The sequence below is a fragment of the Mucilaginibacter calamicampi genome, from assembly GCF_042676765.1.
In the GTDB taxonomy this organism is placed as follows: domain Bacteria; phylum Bacteroidota; class Bacteroidia; order Sphingobacteriales; family Sphingobacteriaceae; genus Mucilaginibacter; species Mucilaginibacter calamicampi.
In genome coordinates this window covers 130,809-154,732 of record NZ_JBHTHU010000002.1, presented here as the reverse complement: position 1 = coordinate 154,732, position 23,924 = coordinate 130,809, and the positions used below count along the sequence as shown (strand labels likewise).

27 protein-coding genes are annotated in these 23,924 nt (G+C 41.7%); 15 read left to right on the top strand and 12 right to left on the bottom strand.

Annotation, left to right across the window (positions count from 1 at the left end; genetic code table 11):
• The first annotated feature begins 69 nt into the window (after window positions 1-69).
• Window positions 70-972 (top strand): histone deacetylase family protein, encoded by a 903-nt coding sequence (locus tag ACFQZS_RS04910; RefSeq protein WP_377097858.1) that lies wholly within the window; start codon window positions 70-72, stop codon window positions 970-972.
• Here the strand turns inward: ACFQZS_RS04910 and ACFQZS_RS04905 are convergent.
• From ACFQZS_RS04905 to ACFQZS_RS04890, 4 genes are read right to left on the bottom strand one after another with little or no spacing between them, the layout of a single operon-like run.
• Window positions 969-2,354, bottom strand: a complete 1,386-nt coding sequence (locus tag ACFQZS_RS04905) for an MATE family efflux transporter (RefSeq protein ID WP_377097856.1) — start codon at window positions 2,352-2,354, stop codon at window positions 969-971. The genes ACFQZS_RS04910 and ACFQZS_RS04905 overlap by 4 nt on opposite strands.
• Before the next feature lie 39 nt (window positions 2,355-2,393).
• Window positions 2,394-3,020: an AlbA family DNA-binding domain-containing protein gene (locus ACFQZS_RS04900; protein ID WP_377097855.1), complete on the bottom strand. Its 627-nt coding sequence runs from the start codon at window positions 3,018-3,020 to the stop codon at window positions 2,394-2,396.
• 4 nt (window positions 3,021-3,024) lie between these two features.
• Window positions 3,025-3,489, bottom strand: a complete 465-nt coding sequence (locus ACFQZS_RS04895) for a GNAT family N-acetyltransferase (protein ID WP_377097853.1) — start codon at window positions 3,487-3,489, stop codon at window positions 3,025-3,027.
• Window positions 3,467-3,961 (bottom strand): DUF4442 domain-containing protein, encoded by a 495-nt coding sequence (locus tag ACFQZS_RS04890; protein ID WP_377097851.1) that lies wholly within the window; start codon window positions 3,959-3,961, stop codon window positions 3,467-3,469. The genes ACFQZS_RS04895 and ACFQZS_RS04890 overlap by 23 nt, the downstream gene beginning before the upstream one ends.
• 109 nt (window positions 3,962-4,070) lie before the next feature.
• Here ACFQZS_RS04890 and ACFQZS_RS04885 point away from each other — a divergent pair, with 109 nt between their 5' ends.
• On the top strand, window positions 4,071-4,271 hold the full coding sequence (locus tag ACFQZS_RS04885) for a hypothetical protein (RefSeq protein ID WP_377097849.1): 201 nt from the start codon (window positions 4,071-4,073) through the stop codon (window positions 4,269-4,271).
• Window positions 4,272-4,376: 105 nt separating this feature from the next.
• On the opposite strand, the gene ACFQZS_RS04880 is transcribed toward ACFQZS_RS04885, so the two are convergent.
• From ACFQZS_RS04880 to ACFQZS_RS04845, 8 genes are all read right to left on the bottom strand, one after another.
• Window positions 4,377-5,642, bottom strand: a complete 1,266-nt coding sequence (locus tag ACFQZS_RS04880) for a tetratricopeptide repeat protein (RefSeq protein ID WP_377097847.1) — start codon at window positions 5,640-5,642, stop codon at window positions 4,377-4,379.
• An 8-nt stretch (window positions 5,643-5,650) separates the two neighbouring features.
• Window positions 5,651-6,757, bottom strand: coding sequence for a tetratricopeptide repeat protein (locus ACFQZS_RS04875; RefSeq protein ID WP_377097845.1), 1,107 nt, complete (start codon window positions 6,755-6,757; stop codon window positions 5,651-5,653).
• 5 nt (window positions 6,758-6,762) lie between these two features.
• A complete protein-coding gene (gene gyrA / locus ACFQZS_RS04870) occupies window positions 6,763-9,333 on the bottom strand; it encodes a DNA gyrase subunit A (protein ID WP_377097843.1) in 2,571 nt (856 codons plus the stop codon).
• A 141-nt stretch (window positions 9,334-9,474) separates the two neighbouring features.
• A complete protein-coding gene (locus tag ACFQZS_RS04865; protein WP_377097841.1) occupies window positions 9,475-9,870 on the bottom strand; it encodes a hypothetical protein in 396 nt (131 codons plus the stop codon).
• A gap of 1 nt (window position 9,871) precedes the next feature.
• Window positions 9,872-10,783 carry an oxygen-dependent coproporphyrinogen oxidase gene (gene hemF, locus ACFQZS_RS04860; protein ID WP_377097839.1) on the bottom strand — a complete coding sequence of 304 codons (912 nt, stop codon included), beginning with the start codon at window positions 10,781-10,783 and terminating at the stop codon, window positions 9,872-9,874.
• Between the two features lie 62 nt (window positions 10,784-10,845).
• A complete protein-coding gene (locus ACFQZS_RS04855; RefSeq protein ID WP_377097837.1) occupies window positions 10,846-12,087 on the bottom strand; it encodes an MFS transporter in 1,242 nt (413 codons plus the stop codon).
• A gap of 114 nt (window positions 12,088-12,201) precedes the next feature.
• Window positions 12,202-12,399, bottom strand: a complete 198-nt coding sequence (locus ACFQZS_RS04850) for a cold-shock protein (protein ID WP_377097835.1) — start codon at window positions 12,397-12,399, stop codon at window positions 12,202-12,204.
• Between the two features lie 141 nt (window positions 12,400-12,540).
• A complete protein-coding gene (locus ACFQZS_RS04845) occupies window positions 12,541-13,176 on the bottom strand; it encodes a peroxiredoxin (RefSeq protein ID WP_377097834.1) in 636 nt (211 codons plus the stop codon).
• Between the two features lie 216 nt (window positions 13,177-13,392).
• On the opposite strand from ACFQZS_RS04845, the gene ACFQZS_RS04840 reads away from it, so the two are divergent.
• From ACFQZS_RS04840 to ACFQZS_RS04780, 13 genes are all read left to right on the top strand, one after another.
• On the top strand, window positions 13,393-13,773 hold the full coding sequence (locus ACFQZS_RS04840) for a hypothetical protein (RefSeq protein WP_377097833.1): 381 nt from the start codon (window positions 13,393-13,395) through the stop codon (window positions 13,771-13,773).
• A 20-nt stretch (window positions 13,774-13,793) separates the two neighbouring features.
• Complete coding sequence (locus tag ACFQZS_RS04835; RefSeq protein ID WP_377097831.1) at window positions 13,794-14,159, top strand: hypothetical protein; 366 nt, start codon at window positions 13,794-13,796, stop codon at window positions 14,157-14,159.
• A gap of 28 nt (window positions 14,160-14,187) precedes the next feature.
• Window positions 14,188-14,553, top strand: a complete 366-nt coding sequence (locus tag ACFQZS_RS04830; RefSeq protein ID WP_377097829.1) for a hypothetical protein — start codon at window positions 14,188-14,190, stop codon at window positions 14,551-14,553.
• Window positions 14,554-14,580: 27 nt separating this feature from the next.
• Window positions 14,581-14,940: a hypothetical protein gene (locus ACFQZS_RS04825; RefSeq protein WP_377097827.1), complete on the top strand. Its 360-nt coding sequence runs from the start codon at window positions 14,581-14,583 to the stop codon at window positions 14,938-14,940.
• A 26-nt stretch (window positions 14,941-14,966) separates the two neighbouring features.
• Window positions 14,967-15,332: a hypothetical protein gene (locus ACFQZS_RS04820; protein ID WP_377097826.1), complete on the top strand. Its 366-nt coding sequence runs from the start codon at window positions 14,967-14,969 to the stop codon at window positions 15,330-15,332.
• Between the two features lie 75 nt (window positions 15,333-15,407).
• Window positions 15,408-16,526, top strand: coding sequence for an aminotransferase class I/II-fold pyridoxal phosphate-dependent enzyme (locus tag ACFQZS_RS04815; RefSeq protein WP_377097824.1), 1,119 nt, complete (start codon window positions 15,408-15,410; stop codon window positions 16,524-16,526).
• Window positions 16,523-17,131, top strand: coding sequence for a dethiobiotin synthase (gene bioD, locus ACFQZS_RS04810; protein ID WP_377097822.1), 609 nt, complete (start codon window positions 16,523-16,525; stop codon window positions 17,129-17,131). The genes ACFQZS_RS04815 and bioD overlap by 4 nt, the downstream gene beginning before the upstream one ends.
• A 15-nt stretch (window positions 17,132-17,146) precedes the next feature.
• Entirely contained in the window at window positions 17,147-18,034 is an 888-nt protein-coding gene (locus tag ACFQZS_RS04805) for a 3-hydroxyacyl-CoA dehydrogenase family protein (protein WP_377097820.1), read from the top strand.
• A gap of 143 nt (window positions 18,035-18,177) precedes the next feature.
• A complete protein-coding gene (locus ACFQZS_RS04800; RefSeq protein WP_377097818.1) occupies window positions 18,178-18,885 on the top strand; it encodes a TolC family protein in 708 nt (235 codons plus the stop codon).
• Window positions 18,886-21,042, top strand: coding sequence for a GumC family protein (locus ACFQZS_RS04795; RefSeq protein WP_377097816.1), 2,157 nt, complete (start codon window positions 18,886-18,888; stop codon window positions 21,040-21,042).
• Window positions 21,043-21,057: 15 nt separating this feature from the next.
• Window positions 21,058-22,248, top strand: coding sequence for a glycosyltransferase (locus tag ACFQZS_RS04790; RefSeq protein WP_377097814.1), 1,191 nt, complete (start codon window positions 21,058-21,060; stop codon window positions 22,246-22,248).
• Window positions 22,238-22,387 carry a hypothetical protein gene (locus tag ACFQZS_RS04785; protein ID WP_377097812.1) on the top strand — a complete coding sequence of 50 codons (150 nt, stop codon included), beginning with the start codon at window positions 22,238-22,240 and terminating at the stop codon, window positions 22,385-22,387. The genes ACFQZS_RS04790 and ACFQZS_RS04785 overlap by 11 nt, the downstream gene beginning before the upstream one ends.
• Window positions 22,387-23,919 carry an O-antigen ligase family protein gene (locus tag ACFQZS_RS04780; RefSeq protein ID WP_377097811.1) on the top strand — a complete coding sequence of 511 codons (1,533 nt, stop codon included), beginning with the start codon at window positions 22,387-22,389 and terminating at the stop codon, window positions 23,917-23,919. Before ACFQZS_RS04785 ends, ACFQZS_RS04780 begins: the two co-directional genes overlap by 1 nt.
• Window positions 23,920-23,924 lie beyond the last annotated feature (5 nt).

Below are 23,924 nucleotides of genomic sequence, written 5' to 3'. Positions count from 1 at the left end.
GAGCTTTTGCTCTATAGCCGACCATTCGTGTTGTCGCGATGGAGAAAGTGGTTTATACCGACTTATTTTATGCTTAAAATAGCTTTTGATCCGATATATGCTCATCCCTTGCCGGAAGGCCATCGCTTTCCGATGCTGAAATATGAGTTGATCCCGGCTCAATTACTGCATGAAGGGGTTATAACCGTTGATAATTTATTTTCTCCGGCACAGGTAAGCGAAGAAAATATCCTTGCCACGCACGATGGCGATTATTGGCGGCAGCTCCGCGATTTGACCCTATTGCCAAAAGAGCAAAGGCGAATTGGCTTTCCGTTAACAGACCGTTTGGTTGAGCGTGAACGCCGTATAGCGCAGGGAACCATTGACGGAAGCATGCACGCCTTGAAGCATGGCGTGGCTTTTAACGTGGCCGGTGGCACGCACCACGCTGGTAGCAATTGGGGCGAGGGGTTTTGCTTGTTGAATGACCAGGCAATAGCGGCTAATTATTTATTAAATAATACGTTAGCCTTCCTTATTTTAATAATTGATTTAGATGTGCACCAGGGCAATGGTACCGCTCAGATATTTGAGAATGAACCCAGGGTGTTTACTTTCTCCATGCATGGCGCTAACAATTTTCCCTATCGCAAGGAAAGGTCTGATCTGGACGTAGCACTGCCTGATGGTACCGGCGATGACGAATATCTGCGTATACTGAAAGAAACCCTTCCAGAACTCATTGAAAAACACCGGCCCGGTTTCATCTTTTATTTATCAGGTGTTGATGTATTGCGAACCGACAAGTTGGGTAAACTGGCGCTAAGTGCTGATGCTTGTAAGCTTAGGGATGAGTTTGTTTTTAAAACCGCCCTTGATCACAATATTCCCGTTCAGGTGAGTATGGGAGGGGGCTACTCGCCCAATATTAAGGATATTGTTGACGCGCATTGCGCAACTTTTAAAATAGCCGGCGACCTGTACTTTTAATCTCGCGCCGCTATCAACGCCATCCTGTCGGTTTGCCGGTGTTTGTGGCTGATAATCTTAAATCTTATATACAACAAAACGGCCGAAGCCAATAAACCCAATGTAAGGCCATACCAAACGCCTGAAACGCCCCAGTCAAAATAGATACCCAGCAGCCAACCCAAAGGCAGGCCCAGTATCCAATAGGCAAAAAAGGTTATTAAAGTGGGGATGTTAACATCGCTCATGCCGCGCAATATACCCAGGCCTATAACCTGTGTACCATCAAACAACTGGAAGATTGCTGCAATGATAAGCAACTGTGCTGCAACAGCTATAACAGCTTTATCTGTAGTATATATCCAAGGTAAAAACGTACTTCCAAACGTAAAAAACATGGCCGTTAGCACCATGAAACCTATCACTACGTGGTAACTGGCATTGGCAGATTTGCGCAAATTGGAATGATCGCGCACGCCGAAGTAGTTACCTGATTTGATAGCCGCCGCCGCAGACAAACCACTCGACATCATATAGGTGATTGATGCGAGGTTAATAGCAATTTGATGGGCCGCTAATTGCACCAGCCCTATGCTGCCTATTATTACGGCGGCACCGCTAAAGGCGCTCACTTCAAAGCCGTACTGCATGGCAACGGGTCCGCCAATGGATAATATTTCGCGGCACCTGCGCCAATCTATATTTTTAACAGAAAAATGGCTCAGGTACTTCTTAAAATGTTTTGACCGGAAAACATATATGCCCATTACTATAGCCATTGTACAGCGGTCAATAAGTGTGCTGTAGCCCACGCCAATAATACCCATTGGCTTTATGCCGAACATGCCCTTAACAAATATTATCCCCAGGCAAATGTTAAGCACGTTACCCCAGATAGATATCAGCATAGCCTGTTTGGTGAACCCAAGACCTTCTGCAAACTGCTTAAAAGTATTAAAAACAAGCATAGGTATGATGGACACACCCAACAATATCAGAAATGGTTTGGCCTGAATTATTACCTGTGGGTCTTGCTTCAAATGGTCAAGCGCGTAGGCAGAACCTGCGGCGATAATTGTAAAGAGCAGTATTCCGGTAATAATATTTATAAAAAGGCTGTTAGAAAGCAGCAAACCGCACTCTCTAAATTTACGCCGGGCGTTGTGTTGTGCAATTAATGGTGTAGAACCGTAGGAGATCCCTATCCCGATCACCATAAAAACAACAAAAATGCTGCTGGCCAATGATACCGCCGCCAGACTTACCGTACCTGCAAAATGCCCCACAATAATACTGTCAGAAGCATGCACCAGGGTGTGCCCCAGCTGCGAAATAACCACAGGTATAGCCAGTGTTAGGTTATCCCGGTAATGATTACGGTATTTTTTAAAGGTGAATTTCATTTAGAAGCAAGCAGATATCCGCAAAAATAAGCATTTATGCTATGCGGCCCGGGTATAATATTCTTCCTTTTCAGAAGTATGGATCTTTACCATTCCGGATAGGGCCAGATTTACCAGCAAACGCTGGGCCGCGCGGCGGCCCACTTTTATCAGCTCGCAGAGCTGTTTAACATCAATACGATCATTGTTTTCCAGGTATTGAAGTAATGTTTTTTCTTTTTCAGAATAAGAAATAAAAACACCGGTAGGGCTCGCGGAGCGTTTCAACACATCAACCACCACTTTACTTGCCAAAACACTTTTATCTTTTACCCGCACATACACCCACCATTTGCCATCCTCGGCTAATGCGGAGTGGGGTTTCAGTGTGCTTTCTTCTATGTCAACTATTAAAACAAGTTTATCATCCACATATACCTCCTCAAAGCGTGGTTCAAGGGCCGGGCGGGAGAATATGTGCGCCGCCCGGGTTATCATGTAACGCTCCTCGTCTTCAGATTTAACGCCTTTAATAGTACCATCATCAGCTACGCCAATAAACAACCGCCCGCCCTTATTATTGGCAAACGACACCATGGTGCGGGCAATTTTCTCGCAGCTCGTAATGGTTTTCTTAAAGTCGAGCGTTACACTTTCGCCTTCGAAGATCTGTTTTTTAACGTTCATCAATTCAACTTTCGGCAATCTTGTGAGGCGTAAATATCTGCATCCATCTTTCAGAATTAGTAAGTTCTGTAAAACCAAACTGAGCATACAGGCCATGAGCGTCTAAAGTAGCCAGGCTCCAGCGGCGCAGGCCCTGTAGGTCCGGGTGAGCCATAATGGTTTGCACAAGCCATTTGGATAAGCCTTTTTTCCGGTGCTCAGGCAGTATAAAAACATCAGCCAGGTAACCAAACACGGCTTTGTCTGTTACCACGCGGGCAAAACCAATTTGTTTTTGTTTATAATATAACCCAAAACAAAGCGAATTGTTAATAGAACGCTCCAGTTTTTCAAAGGGTATGCCATTGGCCCAATAGGAGTCTTTATCCAGGTAATTGTAAATAAGATCTATGTCAAGCAGGCTGTTATCTGTAGAGATGGAAAACCCATTATTAATGAATACCTCGTCATTCATGTACACCTTGTTCATTTCTGGATTTTTTAAAATTTAAATTGCGTATGTAAACCTCGCACATAACGTTAACACAAACATCGCCGTTGTTATTATAAATAACAATAGGGTAGGACTTAATATGCTTCCCGTGTTCATTTAAAACCTGTTCTGCCTCACTTATATCTTTGTCTGACAAGCTAATGCCAAATTTTATAGTCCCGTTACTTTTTTTAAGGAAATCTATATGTGCTGATCTTGACCATACAGCAACTTTATAGCCTTTACGGCTCAATAACTGATGAAATAGCACAGGGTAACAAACATCGGCAGCAGAAAATATTGTTCCGCCGAATATTGACCGGTTATAATTGCGATTGAGGATGCTTTTGCTAATATTAACCTGTAAGCCGCTGAAATCCTTTTCAATATTAACCACCCAGATACGCTGGAAAAAAAGCGGCGGATAAAACCGCAGTACCCACTTTAATAAGCCCGCCGAAACTACCATTACAGCTAAATATGCGAAAAATATGTTTAACCTGTAAAATACTATGCAATAATTTTAGGAACGGTTATTGTTTAAACTGATGAAGTGATAATTATAAAACTGAAATACCATGAAAAAGCAAATTTTGAGTTTCGCGCTAGTCGCGGCAATGATCGGGTCAATTGCAGCGGGCTGCAGTTCCGTAAACGAAACAGTTGGTTCAGATTCACCAAGTGTTGACAGTCCATCAGTAGTGGCACCAGCCGATACAAGTTCTGCAAAACCAACTGATACCACAAAAGCACCGGGCGCAGCAACAAATCCACAGTAAATTAAATCTCATATTTATTTCTCATAATTAACATTATGTTAAGTAATATTTGATTTTAAAAGCCTGCGTTTATATGCAGGCTTTTATTTTTAAGCTACTCTCCCTTTATTTCTTGGTCTCAATAGCGTCAATTTTCTTTTGAATCTCATTGGCTTTAGGAGCATTCTGCACGCCAATGTAATATGTTTTTAAGTTTTTCCAGGCATCAGTAGAATTAGGCTGTAGCTCGGTTGCTTTTTCAAGGTATGGTTTCGCGGCATCAAATTGCGTTTTAGCTTTTAATAATGCTGCGTCATATTCCTTTTGTTTAGCTGCAGGCAATTGCTGCGCTGCATTGTAAGTATCAATAGCCGGGTTTAACGTAACATAGCCCAAGTTTAAAACAGCGTCAAAATAAGTCGGATCTATCTCAATGGCCTTTTTATACATCTCAGAGGCTTTGGCATAATTATCTGCTTTATCTTTTTGAAGTGCAGCTATAGTTGCGGCATCTTTAGTTTTAGCAATTTTTGCAGAGTTTCCGTCAGCAGTCTGGCTATAAATTAAACCTGCATACAGATATAAGGTTTTATTCTTAGGATCGTTTTTAAGGGCAGATATAATTTTATCAAGCACCTCTTGCACTTTTCCGGCCTGTAAAGATATTTCTATCTCTCTTTTACGTAGTTCAGTATTCGCAGGGAATTTTTTCACTGCTTCGCCGGCAACATTAAGTGCGTTTACGGTGTCTTTTTCTGTTAGGTAAAGTGAAGAAAGGTCCATGTAAACTTTATCATTTTCAGAAAAATTGGTGGTAATCAATCTTTTGTATTGATCAATGGCGCCTTTATAGTTTTTACCGGCTGCTGCAGAAATACCCGCATAATACATGGCGGAGGTATCGCCTTTTGAATATTTTTGGGATGCGTCAAAAGCCTTATAAGCATCGTCATATTTTTTGTCTCTGTAAAGAGATACACCGGCATTTAACCTGCCTTGTGCAAGCGCGGCTTCGGCTGAAGCGATTAATTTGTCGTTTTCTTTCTTGGTGTCCAGGTCCTTAGCTTTTACCAATGCTTCTTCTGCAGCACCAAAAATAGGCGCTGATGTAGATTCAATTGTATCAGCCATAGCAGCATGCGCGTAAATGGCTGCTTTTAAAGCATAAGTTTCTGGCAACGCAGATGTTTTTTCGTTTTGAGAAGCTTTGTCAATAGCAATTTTTGCCTTGCTTAACGCATTTTTTACCAGCGGCCCATTGTTGGCGGCTCTTAAAGCGTCATATGTTTCAAACGCGCTTTTTGCATTCGATACCTCTCCTTTTTGTGCAAATACCGGCGCGGCAAACAAAGTTGCCAGACCGGCACTAACAAATAAAATTCTTATTTTCATTTTAGTTACTAATTTGTTAACTGTTTTAATTTATTATTTACTTTATCTAATTGGGTTTTGTTTTTGGTTTGGCTGTATAATAAGCGCAGCACTTCTAAACAATTTATGTTATTAGGTGCAATTTCTGTAGCTTTTTCAAGCCATGCTGTAGCATAAGACAAGTTTTCGGCCGCACTCCCCTCTTTTTGCGCGCTCTTTTTTAAATAGAGCAGACCAAGGTTAAAAGTCGGGTCGTATGCGGCACCATTCAATTCAACGGCCTTAAGATACAATTTTTCTGCATTTTCATACTCTCCCAACCTGTCGTAGCAGTTAGCGGCAACAAATACAATATCAGGGTTATTTTGATTAATATCAAGTAAACCCGGTAATAATGGCTTTAACGAGGTATAATTCTGTTTATTGTTGTAAATGTTGGCCGCATCAAGCAGGATAAAATTATTTTCGGGCGATTTTTTTCTGAAACGCTCCAGTAATTTTATAGCTTTTGCCGTATCACCTACTGCTTTATAAACTGCCGAGGCCGCTTCTACATGATCGGCAGTTATATCGTCAGCCAGGCTGTCGTAAAAACTCGCGGCGGCGGGTAAGTTGCCTAAACTCGCGTTTACATAGGCCAGGTAAGCGTCGATCTGCTTAAAGGCAGGAGCAAACTTTTTTGCCGTTAAAAACTGTCGTTGGGCGTTAATAATATCAGACCTAACCAGATAGTTAAAGCCGTTACGCATATATACATTGGCCAGGCAGGTAGCCGCAAAAGAAAGATCTTTTTCAAATCTGCCTTTTTTAGGATTGTCTTTTAATTTATCCATCAGCCGGGATGTTTTAGCTAAAAGATTTATCGGCTGATTGAGTGAATTAAGCGAATCAACATATAAAACCGAGCTGTTTACAACAGTAAGGTATACGTTTTTTTCAAAATTGGTCGAGTCGCTGTTAACTACAAAAAGGCTGTCGATAGATTTTTTTGCAGCGGCGAGATATTTAAGTTCTTTATGCTCTTTGTAACGGGCAAGGCTGTTTACCACACCTTTCAACACTTCTGACTGGCAAAAGGCTGCAGGTGTGATAAACGCTATCAGTAAAACCGAAAAAATGATTTTACGAACCCTCATTTCTATTATTCCGTTACTTCGCCGGGACTGTCGTTGTTTTCAGCAGATTCTTCACCGCCATTATTTTCAACATCACCGCCCTCAGCTGTATTTTCTGCATCTTCTTCGTCGTCGTGTTCTATTTTCGCAACCGAAGCTATCTCATCATCACCCTTCAATGTTATCAGCCTTACTCCTTGTGTTGCACGGCCCATTGTGCGCAATTCGCTCACGGCAATACGTATAATTATGCCCGATTTGTTGATGATCATCAGGTCTTCCTTATCGGTAACACCTTTAATAGCAACCAATTCGCCGGTTTTATCGGTAACGTTAAGCGTTTTAACGCCTTTGCCACCACGGTTGGTAACACGGTAGTCGTCAATATCGGTACGTTTACCGTAGCCTTTCTCTGATACCACCAGCACGGTTGTTTCCGGATTATCAATACTGATCATGCCTACAACCTCGTCGTTATCGCTATCCAATGTGATACCTCTAACACCGGTAGCGGTACGTCCCATCGGCCTTACGGTCGACTCATTAAAACGTATTGCACGGCCCGACTTAAGTGCCATAACAATCTCGCTGGTACCGCTTGTTAAGTTTGCTTCTAATAATGAGTCGCCATCATTAACATTTATAGCGTTTATTCCGTTAGCCCTTGGGCGCGAGTAAGCTTCTAACGATGTTTTTTTGATAACACCTTTACGGGTACACATAATAATGAAATTGTTTTCCAGATAATCTTTATCCTTCAAATTCACCACTTTTATGTAAGCCTTTATCTTCTGCTCTTTAGGAATATTAATAATGTTCTGAATAGCGCGGCCTTTTGATGTGCGCGATCCTTCAGGTATTTCAAACACGCGTAACCAGAAACATTGACCCTGTTCTGTAAAGAACAGCATATAGTTATGGTTTGACGCTATTAACAGGTGTTCAATAAAATCCTCATCACGGCTGTTACTGCCTAATGATCCTTTACCACCCCTGCCCTGCCTGCGGTACTCTGTTAACGGTGTGCGTTTTATGTAACCTTCGTGCGATATGGTGATAACTACATCCTCATCCTCAATAAAGTCTTCAGACTGCATTTCGGCTGATGAATGAACTATTTCGGTTTTACGGTCATCGCCATATTTTTCCCTGATCTCTAATAACTCATCTTTGATGATCTGCATACGCAGGCCTTCATCGTTAAGTATCGTATTCAGGTGGGCGATCAGTTTCATTAAGCCCTCGTATTCATCTTTAATCTTATCACGCTCAAGTCCGGTTAACCTGCGCAGCGTCATATCCAATATGGCACGGGCCTGCAGATCAGAAAGGCCAAACTGGTTTATCAAACCTTCGCGGGCCTCATCAGGCGTTTGCGATGCGCGGATCAGTCTAATAACCTCATCCAGGTGATCCAGAGCGATCAATAAACCTTCTAATATATGCGCACGTTTCTCTGCTTCGGCCAGCTCAAATTTAGTACGACGTACAACCACCTCGTGCCTGTGCTCAACAAAATGATGGATCAGATCCTTCAAATTAAGCAGCATAGGCCGGCCATGAACCAGCGCTATGTTGTTTACGCTGAATGATGTTTGTAAGGCTGTGTATTTAAACAGGTTGTTTAATACGATGGCTGCGTTGGCATCGCGGCGGATCTCATAAACTATGCGGATACCTTCGCGGTTTGACTCGTCACGAATAGCTGATATACCTTCCAGTTTCTTTTCGTTCACCAGGTCGGCTGTGCGCTCAATCATGTTAGCCTTGTTTACCTGGTAAGGTATTTCGCTAACAATAATGCGCTCACGGTCGCCGCCGCCGTAAGTTTCAATTTCTGCACGTGCACGTATTACAACACGGCCACGACCGGTTTCTAAAGCTTCACGCGGGCCTTCTGTACCATAAATTATAGCGCCGGTTGGGAAATCCGGACCTTTTACATATTGCAGCAGTTCGCTTATTTCTATATTGCGGTTGTCAATCAACGCTATGGTAGCATCAATAATTTCTGACAAGTTGTGTGGCGCCATATTAGTGGCCATACCAACAGCAATACCTGACGCACCGTTAACCAGCAGGTTTGGAAATTTTGCAGGTAAAACAGTAGGCTCTTCTAACGAATCATCAAAGTTAAGCTGAAAATCAATGGTGTCTTTATTGATGTCGGCTATCATCTCCTCTGCCATCTTCTCTAACCTGGCCTCGGTATAACGCATAGCTGCCGGGTTGTCACCGTCAATAGTGCCGTAGTTACCCTGGCCTTCAACAAGCGGGTAACGGAGGCTAAAATCCTGTGCCATACGCACCATGGTATCATAAACAGACGAGTCGCCGTGCGGGTGGTACTTACCCATTACCTCACCCACAATACGGGCAGATTTTTTGTATGGTTTATTGCTATTCAGGCCCAGATCAAGCATGCCAAAAAGCACACGCCTGTGTACCGGTTTTAAACCGTCGCGCACATCAGGCAAAGCCCTTGATACGATAACCGACATTGAATAATCAATGTAAGCCGATCGCATTTCTTCATCAATATTTATCGAAATTATTTTATCTTCTTGATTATTATCGTTCTCTGTTCCTTCAGCCATTTTGTTTTCTTAGAAAGTTTCTTCTATAAATTTAGGGTGCGTAGCACGGTTTTTCATACGACCTGCGAAGTTAAGAAAATAGTTGGTTTATCTCATTCAAAATAGTAACAAATTAGGTGTATAAACGGGCGTTTATCTAATCTATTTTACTTTTTTCCAATAGTCTACCACTTCAATTCCGTTGGGTAATTTACCCTTTAAAAAAAGCGTGTCGTTTTTTATATTGTAATGGTAATTAATGGTTTTTCCTGTTAGGGTTGATGGCTCTAAACTGTAGGTTTGTTTTTCAAAACACGAATCTTTTTTAAGCGAATAAGTACCGGCCTCGTATTTTACCGGCTTCTCTCCTTTCTCCAGCAAAAAAGCTTCAAACTTATCCTTAGTGTATTTTCTTTGCTGCGTAAACCCATCCGGAGCGGCGTATTTTTTTCCGTTGCTTATACCGCCTGCATATTGCCAGTTGCCTTTTAGCGATGATAGCTGCGCAAACGATGAAAAGATAAGAAATGCGGCAATTGCAAATACCAGCTTTTTCATATTATATCCAATTGATGCCCTTTTTTAACAACGAAAGTGTTTTCTCTTCTTCACTCCCTGCCTCGGCCTGATAATTATAAACCCATTTTGCCGTAGGTGGCAGGCTCATTAAAATTGATTCTATACGGCCATTGGTTTCCAGGCCGAATTTTGTACCCGAATCATAAACCAAATTGAACTCCGCATACCGGCTGCGGCGAAGATATTGCCACAACTGCTGCTGCTCAGTGAAAGTTTCGTTTCTGTGGCGGTTAACTAACTCGATATAGGTTGGCGCAAAGGTGCGGCCCAGTGCTTTTGAAAATTCAAAGATCGTTTCCAGGCGTATATGTTCATTATCTACCAACTTATCATAAAATATACCGCCTATTCCGCGTGTTTCTTCCCGGTGCTTTATGTAGAAATAATCGTCGGCCCAGGTTTTAAATCGCGTATAGAAGTCCGCGTTAAATCTATCACAAACCGATTTTAGCGATTGATGAAAAAAACGCGCGTCATCCTCAAAAACATAGTGTGGCGTAAGGTCAATACCGCCGCCAAACCAACGCACAGGCTCTGCCCCTGCCATGGTCGATGGCATTTCAAAGTACCGTATGTTCATGTGGATAATGGGTACCAACGGATGGTTAGGATGAATAACGATAGATACGCCCGTCGCGAAGAAATCATCGCTATCAACCTTTAACGCTTTCTTCATCACATCAGGCAGTATACCGTGAACGGCGGAGAAGTTTACACCGCCTTTTTCAAGAATATTGCCGTTTTGGATAACCCGCGTACGGCCGCCGCCGCCGCCATCGCGCTCCCAAAGTTCCTCTGCAAATTTGCTTTTGCCATCTAAACCTTCCAGTGCCAGGCATATTTCATCCTGAATAGACCGGTAATCGGCCGTTATCTGTTCTTTGGTAATCATTGGGGCAAAAATGCGGTTATTTTAGTAGAGACGCAAAATTTTGCTGAATACTGCTGAGCTGGCTAAATGTGTTCATCAATATAGTTAAGGTCCTTACCAAAAGTTTCTTTAAGCTGACTTAATGAAAACAGGGATATAACGGTAAGTATTGCCATCATAATATAACCCGCTCCTATCATTCCGTATTGACCTTTAAAGAATAAAAAGGCCCAGTTGATCGGGATAAGGGCGCCACGTACAAAATTAGGCACAGTAGTGGTAACAGTGGCCCGCAAGTTGGTGCCAAATTGCTCTGAAGCAATGGTAACAAAGGTGGCCCAATAACCAACCGTACAACCCATAAAGAAGCAGATCCACAAAAACTTATTGCTGTCTAAACCAATAGAGGTTAAGTACACAACCACACTAACAATTGATATTAATAAAAACACCAGCATGGTAAGCCGCCTTGAGCGGGTGGCCTGCGCTAATAAACCTGCAGCCAGGTCGCCAACGGATATGCCTATATAAGTATATAAAATGCCATCACCTGCTTTAAGTACTTCGGTAGCTTTTAGTGCTATGCCAAACTCCTGCGCCTGTGTTACCAGTACGCCTACAACAAACCACAAGGGGGCACCTAACAGTATACAATACAAATATTTAAGAAAGCGCTTTCTGTTGGTAAAAAGACTCAGAAAATCGCCCCTTGAAGCGCTGCTTTTCTCGGCTTGTTTAAACATACCCGACTCAAAGGTGCCTGCTCTCAATAGCAATAAGCAAATGCCCAACCCTCCCCCAACAAAATAGGCCTTTTGCCAGCCGAAATGTTTAGCTACTATATTGGCCAGTACAGCACCGAAAAGACCTACAACTGCAACTATCATGGTGCCGTAACCGCGTTTCTCTTTGCTCATGGTCTCGCTTACTAATGTTATACCCGCACCCAGCTCGCCGGCCAGGCCAATGCCTCCAAAAAAGCGAATGGCCGCGTAAGTGTTAACATCCTGCACAAAACCATTGGCAAAGTTGGCTATGGAATATAAGAGTATGGAGCCGAAAAGCACTTTAATACGGCCCAGTTTATCGCCCACTACGCCCCATATTATACCCCCCAGTAACAAGCCAAACATTTGCACGTTAATAATAAAGGTTCCGCTTGATGTAATTTCATCCGGGTTGGTAATGCCGATGCCTTTAAGGCTCTCTACCCTTACTATTGAAAAAATTAGCAGGTCGTATATATCAACAAAGTAGCCTAAGGCAGCTACAATTACTAAAAAAATAACGTTACTGTTAGATTGTGCCGCTGTGGTAGTGGTCATATATAATTGCGATAATTAGCTGTGCTAAAGTAATAGAATTTGTAAACGGTTTAAACTTAAAGGACAAAAAAAAACCTCTGCGTTAACAGAGGTTTTTTTATAAGCAACAGTAAATTAAACTTTTTTTACGTTTATTGCCTGCAGTCCTTTTCTTCCTTCTTCCACATCGTATTCAACGCTGTCGTTATCTTTGATAGCATTTACGCCGCCTTGTACATCTTTAAAGTGCACAAAAAGGTCTTTACCGTCTTCAGTAATAATAAAGCCGTAACCTTTCTGAGTGTTAAACCATTTTACTTTTCCAGTTTTCATAATTAAGTTATCGTATTAAAAAAAATTAACTCTTAGTAAATATAACTAACCCTAACTGAATTACAAATGGCATTAATAATCAGTGGAATAACTATACCCTCTTTTTTCAAATATAATAAAATAATTATTTAAGCAAATAATTTATTTATTAGGTTGTGGGGTCATGCGCAGATAAGGTTTAACCTCGCGGAAGCCCTTAGGAAACTTAGCCGGAATGTCTTCTGTTTTAATAGCAGGTACCACAACAACATCCTCGCCATCTTTCCAGTTGGCCGGTGTAGCAACGCTATGATAAGCGGTTAACTGCAATGAATCTATAACGCGCAGTATCTCCTGGAAATTACGTCCGGTTGATGCCGGATAAGTAATGATCAATTTTACAGCCTTATCCGGACCGATAATGAACAGCGAACGAACGGTTGCATTTACCGAAGCATTGGGATGGATCATATCGTAAGCTTCTGAGATTTTGCGATCCTGGTCAGCAATTATCGGAAATTCAACCTCAACGCCTTGTGTTTCGTTAATATCGTTTATCCAGCCGGTATGAGACTCTACAGAGTCAACGCTTAGCGCTAAAACTTTAACGTTACGTTTGGCAAACTCATCTTTTAGTGCAGCGGTAGCACCTAATTCTGTAGTGCAAACCGGGGTGTAATCTCCCGGGTGCGAAAACAATACACCCCAGCTATCGCCAAGGTATTCGTAAAAATCTATCTCTCCTAACGAGGTTTGTGCCTGAAAATTTGGGGCTTTATCGCCTAATCTTAAACTCATGATGTGATGTATTTGGATGTGTTTATAAATATCAAAATAAAGTTACGGCGATTGTTGTAAAAAGCAAGAAAAAAATCTACTATTTACATAGACATTACATGGAATTTAATAATTGTACAAATAACACTTGTGCGGCAACTTTTTAGTTACATGTTGTTTGTAACATAAATACACGCTATCTTTATTTTACAATTACATAATAAACCGAAAAAAAAAATGAAAAAAGTATTATTAGTATGCGCCTTAGCGTTAGGCGTTAGCGCGGCGGGTTTTGCGCAAGGTTTTCAACAAAGAACGCCTGCAGAACAAGTAGATCAATTAAAAACACAAGTTGCTGGAATTACCGATGCTCAGGCCGCTAAACTTAAAGTGGTTTATGAGGCTGCCGGCAAAAGCCGCGATAGTTTGATGTCTGCTATGCAAAACGGCGGTGGCGATATGCAGGCTGGCATGGCTAACTTTACAAAGATGAGAGACAAAACAAATGCTCAGATCAAAGCCATCCTAACTGCAGAACAACAGCCGGCGTTTCAAAAGCAAGTTGATGCTCAGGCGGAACGTATGAAACAGATGATGAATGGCGGTGGCCCTCGTTAATATAAACCAATAAATAGTAAATGAAAAAAATATTATTAGTAGGCGCGTTTATATTAGGTTTAAGCGCGATGGGTTTTGCACAAGGTCCCCCTTCTCCCGAAGAAAGAGTTGCTCAATTAAAAACATCATTATCACTAACTGATGCGCAAGTTGCGAAAGCCAAAGTAATATATGAGGCGCAAGGCAAGAGCCTGGATAGTTTAATGAGTGCCGGGCAAAATGGTGGTGATATGCAATCCATGTTTCCAAAATTTACAAAAATGATGGAGACCACCAATACGAAGATCAAGGCAATTTTAACACCAGAACAAGCTCCGGTTTTTCAGAAACAAGTTGACGCTATGAATGAACGCTTTAAGCAAATGCAACAAGGCGGTGGTAATTAATTTATAAACCAATTAATAAAATAAAAAGATGAAGAAAATAATGTTAGTATGCGCCTTTGTATTAGGCGTTAGCGCGGTTAGTTTTGCGCAAGGCGGCGGCAGAATGAACCAAACCCCAGAACAACAATTGGAGCGTTTTAAAACACAAATTGCCGGTATCACAGATGCTCAATCAGCAAAACTGATGGTTATTTACCAGGCTCAGGCTAAAAGCATGGATAGCTTAAGAAAAGCTAATGAAGGTGGCGATATGATGGCGCTGTTCCCTAAAATGCAGCCTATACAGAATGGTTATAACGCAAAAATCAAAGCTTTATTAACTCCTGAGCAAGCTACCGCGTTTCAAAAACAATTGGATGAGCGTGCTGAAAGAATGAAACAATTCCAGCAATAATTAAAAATCAATAATAAATCTATTAAAATGAAAAAAGTATTATTAGTATGCGCCTTAGCATTAGGCGTAAGCGCAGCAAGTTTTGCTCAAGGTCCTCCGCAAAGAACTCCTGAAGAGCGCCTTACACAATTAAAAACTCAGATTGCCGGCATTACTGATGCTCAGTCTGCAAAGCTAAAATTAGTTTATGAAGCTCAAGCCAAAACTCAGGATAGTTTGATGAAAACTATGCAAGGTGGTGGTGGTGATATGGACGCTATGAGAGCCAATTTTACCAAAATGAGAGAAGCCAATAACGCTAAAATTAAAGCGATTTTAACTGCTGAACAACAAGCTGCTTTTGATAAACTTCCTCAAAGAGGACCTGGCGGCGGTGGCCCACGTTAATTATCAGTAATTAAACTATAAAAAACATGAAAAAAATAATGCTAGTATGCGCCTTTGTATTAGGCGTAAGCGCTGTTAGCTTCGCACAAGGTGGCAGACCACAGAGAAGTCCTGAGGAGCAAGTTACACAATTGAAAACTCAACTTACAGGCATTACAGATGCGCAATCAGCAAAGTTACTTGTGATTTATCAGGCTCAAACTAAAAGCATGGATAGCTTAAGAACTGCTGCCAATGGCGACATGGCTTCTATGAGAGAGAAAAGAGCACCTTTAACTGCGGCTTATAACGCAAAAATTAAAGCTGTTTTAACACCTGAGCAGGCAACTGCTTTTCAGAAAATGGCGGATGAGCGTGCTGCACGCGGCCCAGGCGGCGGTGGCCCTCGCTAATTACTGATAGAATTTTTAAAAGCCTTCCGGATAAACCGGAGGGCTTTTTTTTTACTTTAGCTGAAATTTACCGGCTTGAAAGCAGCAGAGAATTTTATAGCAAACAGATTAGCAGAACGCCGTGAAGCCGGAAACCTTAGAGCCCTAAAACCCGAAGGCAATCTTATTGACTTTTGTTCAAACGACTATCTGGGTTTTGCCCGTTCGGCAGAACTTAAAAAGGCAGTAGCGAGCGAATGCAGCGCAAACCATGCGCTAAATGGTGCAACCGGATCAAGGTTAATATCCGGTAACTTAAAGTATACCGAAGCCGTTGAGCAGCAAATTGCACAATGGTTTGATAGTGAAGCATCGCTCTTATTTAATTCCGGTTACGATGCCAATGTTGGCCTCCTCTCCTCTTTACCCCAGCGCGGCGACACCATTATTTGTGATGAACTAATTCACGCGTCGGCAATTGATGGTGCCAGGTTAAGTTATGCCAACCGTTTCAGCTTTAAACATAATGATGTAGATAGCCTTGAAGCCAAACTGAAAAATGCGAAGGGTGTTTGCTATGTTGTGATTGAGAGTGTTTATTCTATGGATGGCGACAGTCCGCCCCTGATAGACATTGTTGAAATGACAGAGAAATACAAAGCTCATTTAATAGTAGACGAGGCTCATGCCTTCGGTTTATACAAAAGAGGGCTGGTAAGCGAGTTGGGTTTGCAACACCGTGTATTTGCACGCCTTATAACCTTTGGTAAGGCACTGGGCGGCCATGGTGCTGCCATTGTTGGCAGCAGTTTATTAAGAAACTACCTGATAAACTTTGCACGGTCGTTTATTTATACCACCGCGGCACCATTTCATCAGGTAGCGGCTATAAAGACGGGGTTGGATCTTCTAAATAGTTCTGATGATATGGTCGATCAATTAAAGCATAATATCGCTTTGTTTAAAGCCTTATCCTCGCCTGAAGCACTACAAATAATGCCGCCAAGCAATAGCCCAATCCAATGCGTTGTGTTAACAAGCGCGTTAAAAGCCACTACAATGGCTACCGCATTGCAAAACAAAGGGTTTGATGTGCGCGCTATACTAAGCCCTACCGTGGCCGAGGGCAGCGAGCGGTTGCGTATTTGTTTGCACGCCTTTAATACCGACGTTCAAGTAAAGCAACTTACGGAAATAATAAACCCCTCAATATGAAGGAGAAACCATTATTTATAACCGGCATTGGTACCGGTATTGGTAAAACAGTGGTTGCAGCCATCCTGACCGAATCATTAAAGGCTGACTATTGGAAACCGGTACAGTCCGGAGACCTGGATAACAGCGACACGATGAAGGTAAAAAGCCTGGTTGCTAATGATAAAACAGTATTTCATACGGAAGCCTACCGTTTAACTCAGCCTTTTTCGCCGCATAAATCTGCCGCTTTAGATGGTGTTGAGATAGAATTGGATAAATTTAAACTACCGCAAACAAACAATACTTTAATTATAGAAGGTGCCGGCGGGCTGATGGTTCCTTTAAATAATAAAGATCTGATGATAGATCTGATTAAAAGGCTTGATGCCGAAGTAGTGCTGGTTATACAGCATTATTTGGGCAGCATCAATCACACATTACTTTCGTTAGAGGCTTTGTATAACAGAAATATCCCCATAAGGGCTATTATATTTAACGGCGATAGCGATGAGTATTCAGAAAATGTTATAAAAGCGCACACTAAGGGAGAGCCAACCGTTTCTATTCCAAAACTTTTAACTTTAAACAAACAAAGCGTAGCATCGCAAAGTATTGTAATTTAGGAAAACCGGTTTTTAATGAAGAATGTAGCTGTTATAGGTTCGGGTACAATGGGCAACGGTATAGCGCATACTTTTGCTTTGTATGGCTTTAACGTTATGCTTATTGATGTTGATAATGCCGCGCTTGAAAAAGCCCTGCAAAACATAGCGCGCAATATGGATAAGCAGATAAGCAAAGGTGTAATAACAGAAAACGATAAACAGACTGCCTTAAGCCATATAAAAATATCTGCGTTACTGACAGATATCCCGCCCGAAACCGAATTGGTTGTTGAAGCCGCCACAGAAAATAAAACCATAAAACTGGATATATTTAAACAGTTAAGCAGCATTTGCAGCGATGGAACCATATTGGCTTCCAATACATCTTCCATATCAATTACTGAAATTGCAGCTGTAAGTAAAGAGCCGCAAAATATTGTGGGAATGCATTTTATGAATCCTGTACCCCTGATGAAACTTGTAGAAGTGATTCGCGGCAAGGAAACATCAGATGCGGTTACGGCAAAAATTATGGAAACAGCGCGGCAATTGGACAAAAGCCCGGTAGAGGTTAATGATGCGCCTGGTTTTGTTGCCAACCGGATATTAATGCCTATGATAAATGAAGCAATTTATGCTTTAGCTGAAGGGGTATCAGGCGTAGCAGAAATTGATACCGTGATGAAATTAGGCATGTCTCATCCAATGGGGCCGCTCCAATTGGCTGATTTTATTGGACTTGATGTTTGCCTGGCCATAATGAATGTTTTATACGCCGGATTTGATAATTCAAAATACGCCCCCTGCCCTCTTTTGGTTGACATGGTTGCTGCCGGGCATTTAGGCGTAAAATCCGGCAGCGGTTTTTATGATCATACATTAAAAAACAAAGAGCTGGCGGTAGCAGCAAAGTTTAAATAGCCGTAAAACACAGTTTTTACAGCACGGGCTAATACAAAAATTGAAGAAAAAAAGTAGCTTTACTGCATAATTGAAACTCCTTACCCAAAAAAAACGTTTATAGATCGTTATATTGTGACCATAAAAGCTAAATGCATTTATTGATGACTATCCGGATAAAACTTATACTATCGCTTTTATTAACTTGTTGTATTTACAAAACCGGTTTTGGCCAGGCTACTGCTGCTCAGACAACCATTATTCCTGAACTTTCTGATGCTAATATTCAGCGATTGATAGATACAGCCATTAAAAATTATCCCCGTATTGGTTATTTTAAAAACAGGGTTAGCGTAGCCGAAGCCAACGTATCAAAAGTTAAAGCATCGTGGTTTGATGCCTTAACTGTATCATATGTTTATCAACCTAATGATCCTACTATAAATCCTGTTAATCCTACAAGTACCTATTTTAAAGGAGCGCAGGCAGGTGTGTTTTTAAACTTTGGAAGTTTATTATCAAAACCATCGGCCGTTAAGCAAGCCAAGCGCGAGGTTATGGTACAACAAAGCGAACAGGAGGAGTATATTAATACGCTTAGCTATGAAGTTAAACGGCGCTACTTTATGTATGTACAGCGCGTGGCCGAATTGAAACTGCAGATACGCTCTGCTGACGATGCTGAGACCCAGTTAAAAGATTTTAAGATTAAGTTTGAAAAAGGGGAAGAAACTTTTGACAGCTATAGCAAGGTTTTGATACAGCTTACTGAGCATCAGCAAACAAAAGTACAGGCAGAGGCCAATGTGTTTATTGCCAAAGCCGGAGTTGAGGAATTGATTGGTACCAAACTGGAAAACGTTATAAAGTAAATGGATCTGAAAAGCTTTTTACGGGTTTTAAAAAGACACAAGTATACAATTGTGATCATTCCGTTGATTGCGGTTATCATCACCTATTTTTTAGTTCGCAACCAGGGAGATTCATATTCATCGGAGGCTAAGATAGCCACCGGCATTGTTGACCAAACCCAACGCGGTATTGGAGATATTGTGGGTTTTCAGGAATCAGAAATAAACCAGGAATTTTCTAACCTGGTGGAGATGATCCGCTCAAAGCGTATATTGGAGCAGGTGTCCTACAAGCTGATGATCCATGATCTAACCAGCGATAAACCCTTTCGCCCACCAAGTAAACTGGTGCTTACTTTAAATGCCAGTGCGCGGCAACACGCAATTGATGGTTATACTGCAATGTATAAAAAGAGGCAGGCCCTTTCTTTGTTTAATCCTGATCAGAATGGGATGAATAAGTTGCTTGAATCAATGAAGTATGATGATAAATCATTACTTGATAAGTTGCAAGCCTACCGCCTTCAAAACAGCGACTATATCAGTGTGCTATTTGACTCGGAGAACCCCGAGCTTTCTGCTGTTGTGGTAAATACACTTTGTAATGAATTTATAGGTTATTACGGCGAATTAGTTAAAAATAATCAGCAAAAATCTGTCGATTTTCTATTCAATTTACTACAGGTTAAACGCGATACGCTTGAAGCCAAAATGATGGCTTTAAAAGATTACAAAACCCGCAATCACGTTTTAAATCTAAACGAAAAAGCCAAAAGTTTATACGGGCAGATGGCCGATTTTGAAACACGGCGCGAGGAAGTAGATAAAGTATCCCGCTCAACCGCGGCCGCCATAGACAGCATTGACAGGCAGTTTAAACCGGGATCGCGCAGGTACAGCGAAAGTAATAAGTTAGACGTTACACAGGATCTGATATCGGCACAGTCGCAATTGCATGCCGCTAATGATGCCTACGTACAAAGTGGTTTTAACCCACGTTACCGTCGGTCGGTAGATTCGCTTAAAAATGTAGTATCTAATCGTTTAGGGTCGCTTTCTGATAAATATATCGTCAATCCGCTGGCTACCAAACAGGACCTTGTTGACCAGCGCTTAAGCCTGCAAATACAAAATGACCTGGCTGTAAATAGTAAAGGCGCTATAAACAAAGAGATAACGAGGCTTAATAACAAATTTGATGAGTTGGTTCCGCATGAAGCTGCAACACAATCGTTAGAGCGGGCTGTGGATATTGCCAGCCAGGAATACATGGAGATATTGCAAAAATATAACCAGGCGAGTTTAGAGTCGAGCTTTAGCACCAAGTTGCGTTTATTGGAAATTGCCGAACCGGGGCAAGCGCAGCCATCGAAGAAAATGCTGCTGGTAATATTGGCAGGCGTAGCCAGTTTTATTGCCTGTATCGCGGTGTTGTTTATTCTCTTCTTTTTAGATAACAGTATAAAAAATGCTGTTGAGCTTGCTAACCGTACCAAAGCACCTGTGCTGGGCAATTTGAATAAATTATCTGATGCTACGATAGACCTGCGTAACATTTGGGAAAGCAATCAAGGCGGTAAGGATCTGAGAGAGTTTAAAAACCTGATGAGGGCTACACGCTTTGAGATAAGTAACGAATTGAAAGAATGTAATATATTACTGATCAACAGCTTGTCCTCCGGCGAAGGAAAAACATTTTTCGCGCTTAATTTAGCCTATGCCTATGGACAGATCAATCAAAAGGTGCTGGTGATAGACGCTAATTTTGATAACCCTGTAATTACGCAATCTGTTAAACCAAAATTATATCTCGAGGATATACTTAATAATTACAGCGAGATCCTTACCGTACAGGCTAATCAGAAAATAAGCTTTGTAGGTAATAAAGGCGGCGATACTTCTATACTTGAGATAAGTAGCGAGCAACGCATTAAAGAAGTGCTACAGTCGTTAAAGGTGATATTTGATGTTATTATAATTGAAGCACCGGCGCTTGATGCACTGAACCGTTCAAAAGAACTGAGTTTGTTTGGTGAAAAAATTATAACGGTTTTTGAGGCGAATAAAAACATAAGCGACGCCGGAAAACATCATGTGGAATACCTGAAAAATCAGAACGACAAGTTTATCGGCTGGGTAATAAACCTGGTGGATAACGATCAGTTAATAAGCGAATAGCAAAAAACCTCTGAAATGGCAATTGTTGGCTTTATTTGGATATTTATTCAGGTTTTAATAGGCTATAACCTGGTATTGCCAGCATTCATTTACATCCTGTCGTTTTTCCGTAAGAACAATACACCGGTACTGGCGTCGGTAGAAGGCGATTACGCCATTATTGTAACTGCGTATGAGCAGGTTACTAATATACCCGCCGTTGTTGAGTCGCTTTTGAAATTAAAGCACAGCAATTATTTGATCTATATAGTTGCTGATAAATGCGATATAAGCTCGCTAAATTTTAGCGACGACAGAGTTATTGTACTCAGGCCCCCTGAAACACTTGCCAGCAATACCCGCTCGCATTTTTACGCCATTAACAACTTTAAGCGCGAGCATGAGCGCCTTACTATAATTGATAGTGATAACCTGGTACATCCGGATTATTTAATTGAGCTGGACAGATATTTTTACAAAGGTTACTTAGCCGTTCAGGGCATCCGCGAAGCGAAAAACCTCAATACTACTTACGCCTGTTTAGATGCCGCCCGCGATATTTATTACCATTTTTATGATGGTAAACTATTATTTAAAGTAGGTTCATCTGCTACACTTGCAGGCTCGGGCATGGCGTTTACAACATCACTGTATCGCGAGTGCCTGGAACATCTTGACGTTCAGGGTGCAGGCTTTGACAAGGTACTGCAATCACAAATTGTTGGGCGCAACATCAGGATAGCTTTTACCGACCGCGCAAAAGTTTATGATGAGAAAACTACTCATTCAGATCAGTTAGTTAACCAACGTTCACGTTGGATAAACACGTGGTTTAAGTATTTTAAATTTGGCTTCGTTTTACTTTTTAAAGGAATAACCACCCCAAGCTGGAATCAATTTTTATTTGGTTTGATCTTGCTCAGGCCTCCCCTGTTTATTTTCCTGCTGCTTTCGCTGTTATTTTTGTTCGCCAATATATTTATCAGCATAACCGGCGCGTTTATCTGGACAATAGCATTCGTGGTATTTATCGCGGGTTTTTACATCGCACTGGCCCGCTCAGAAACCGACGCCAGGATCTACCGTTCGCTGATCAACATTCCTAAATTTATGTTCTTCCAGGTGCTGTCTTTACTTAAAGCCCGTACTGCCAATAAACGCTCTGTTGCCACAAAACATACATACACCACCACCGTTGACCAAATAGTGAAAGACAATGAGAGTTAATCCGGAGGAGCAAATAGTACGCGGTAAGGAGCTAAAGGCGGAGTATCAGAAAAAAAAAGATAAGATAACCCGCATTGTAGCTTTAGTGGTAGCTTTTTTAAGTACCTATTTTTTCATTATAAAAATTTTGTTTTTGTAATGAGGATAGAGCCAACAACCCCGCAAACCATACTGCAGTTAAAAAAACGGCAGCCTAATTGGGTCCAACGATTTAAAAACTTCGCCTTAGTTGAGAAATTGAATAACCCTGTAGGTATTGGCTTGTTGGTTTTATTAGCTGTTATAGTAGCCGTAGGTACTGCAAAATTCGGTTTTGTTTTTGGTGGTTTGGTTGTTGTAGCCGTAGTGGGGTTACCTGCCCTTTGCGCGGTAGTTGGCTATCCGCAATTTGGTATGGTGGTGCTGCTTGTGCTGGCTTATGGACTTTTTTTATTGGGCAGATTAGGCATACCCGGCCCCATGGGCGTTGTAGCTGATTTACTGCAGGCAGCGCTAATGTTGGGCACGCTGGTAAGCTTGCGCCGCCACAATGATTGGGAATTGCTTAAGGGCCCGGTATCAACCATGATATTGGTTTGGATAGGTTACAATTTATTGCAGATAGCTAACCCCAGTGCCGTATCAAGATTAGCCTGGGTGTATACGGTGCGTACTGTTGCCATTGTATTACTCAGTTACTTCGTATTTTTATATAATATCCGCTCCATAAAATTTGTAAGGCTGATATTTAAAATGTGGCTGGGTATGAGCTTTTTAGCTGCGTTATATGCCTTTAAGCAAGAGTTTATAGGCTTTTCTGCCGCCGAGGAAACCTGGCTGCACTCTGACCCGGAGATAACCGGTCTTTTATTTATAGGCGGGCATTGGCGTAAGTTCTCAATATTTTCTGACCCCGTAGCATTTGCTTATAACATTAACATGGCGGCTATTTTTTGCATAGCGCTAATTGCAGGGAAACTTCCTATGTGGAAGAAAATAGTTCTGGGCATTTTTGCAGCCACTTTTTTGGTTTCCATGCTGTTTTCGGGCACACGGGCTGCCAACGTATTGGTACCGGTGGCGGTTTTTCTTTTCGCCATTATAAATTATAACAGGAAAGTGTTGATATTTAGCTGTATTGGCGCAGTGGGCCTCCTGATACTTATTAATGTACCCTCCGGTAATCCCAATATACAGCGTTTTCAAACGGCATTCCGCCCTAACGAAGACCCCTCCTATAAACTCCGGAAATTTAACCAGGAGCGTATTAAACCCTACATCTACAAACACCCCATAGGCTTTGGGTTAGGTGCCACGGGTGGCTGGGGCAAGCGGTTCGGCGACGGATCTGTAGTGTCTAATTTTCAGCCGGACAGCGGGTATATACGTGTAGCAGTGGAGTTGGGCCCCATAGGTCTGATAATTTTTTGTACGCTGATGTTTACCATTTTGCGAACGGGTATTAATAACTATTACCGTATAAAAGACCCGGAATTGAAAATGTATACTATGGCCGTACTTTTAATAGTTTTTGCGTATAACATAGCTAACTTTCCGCAGGAGGCGTTGGTGCAGTTCCCGTCAAATGTGTATTTTTCGTTGGATGTGGCGCTGCTTACTGTTCTGTACCGTTTAGATAAGCAAAAACAGGCCCAACTGGCAGAACTTAATAAACGATTGACCCTAACCTAAGCAAT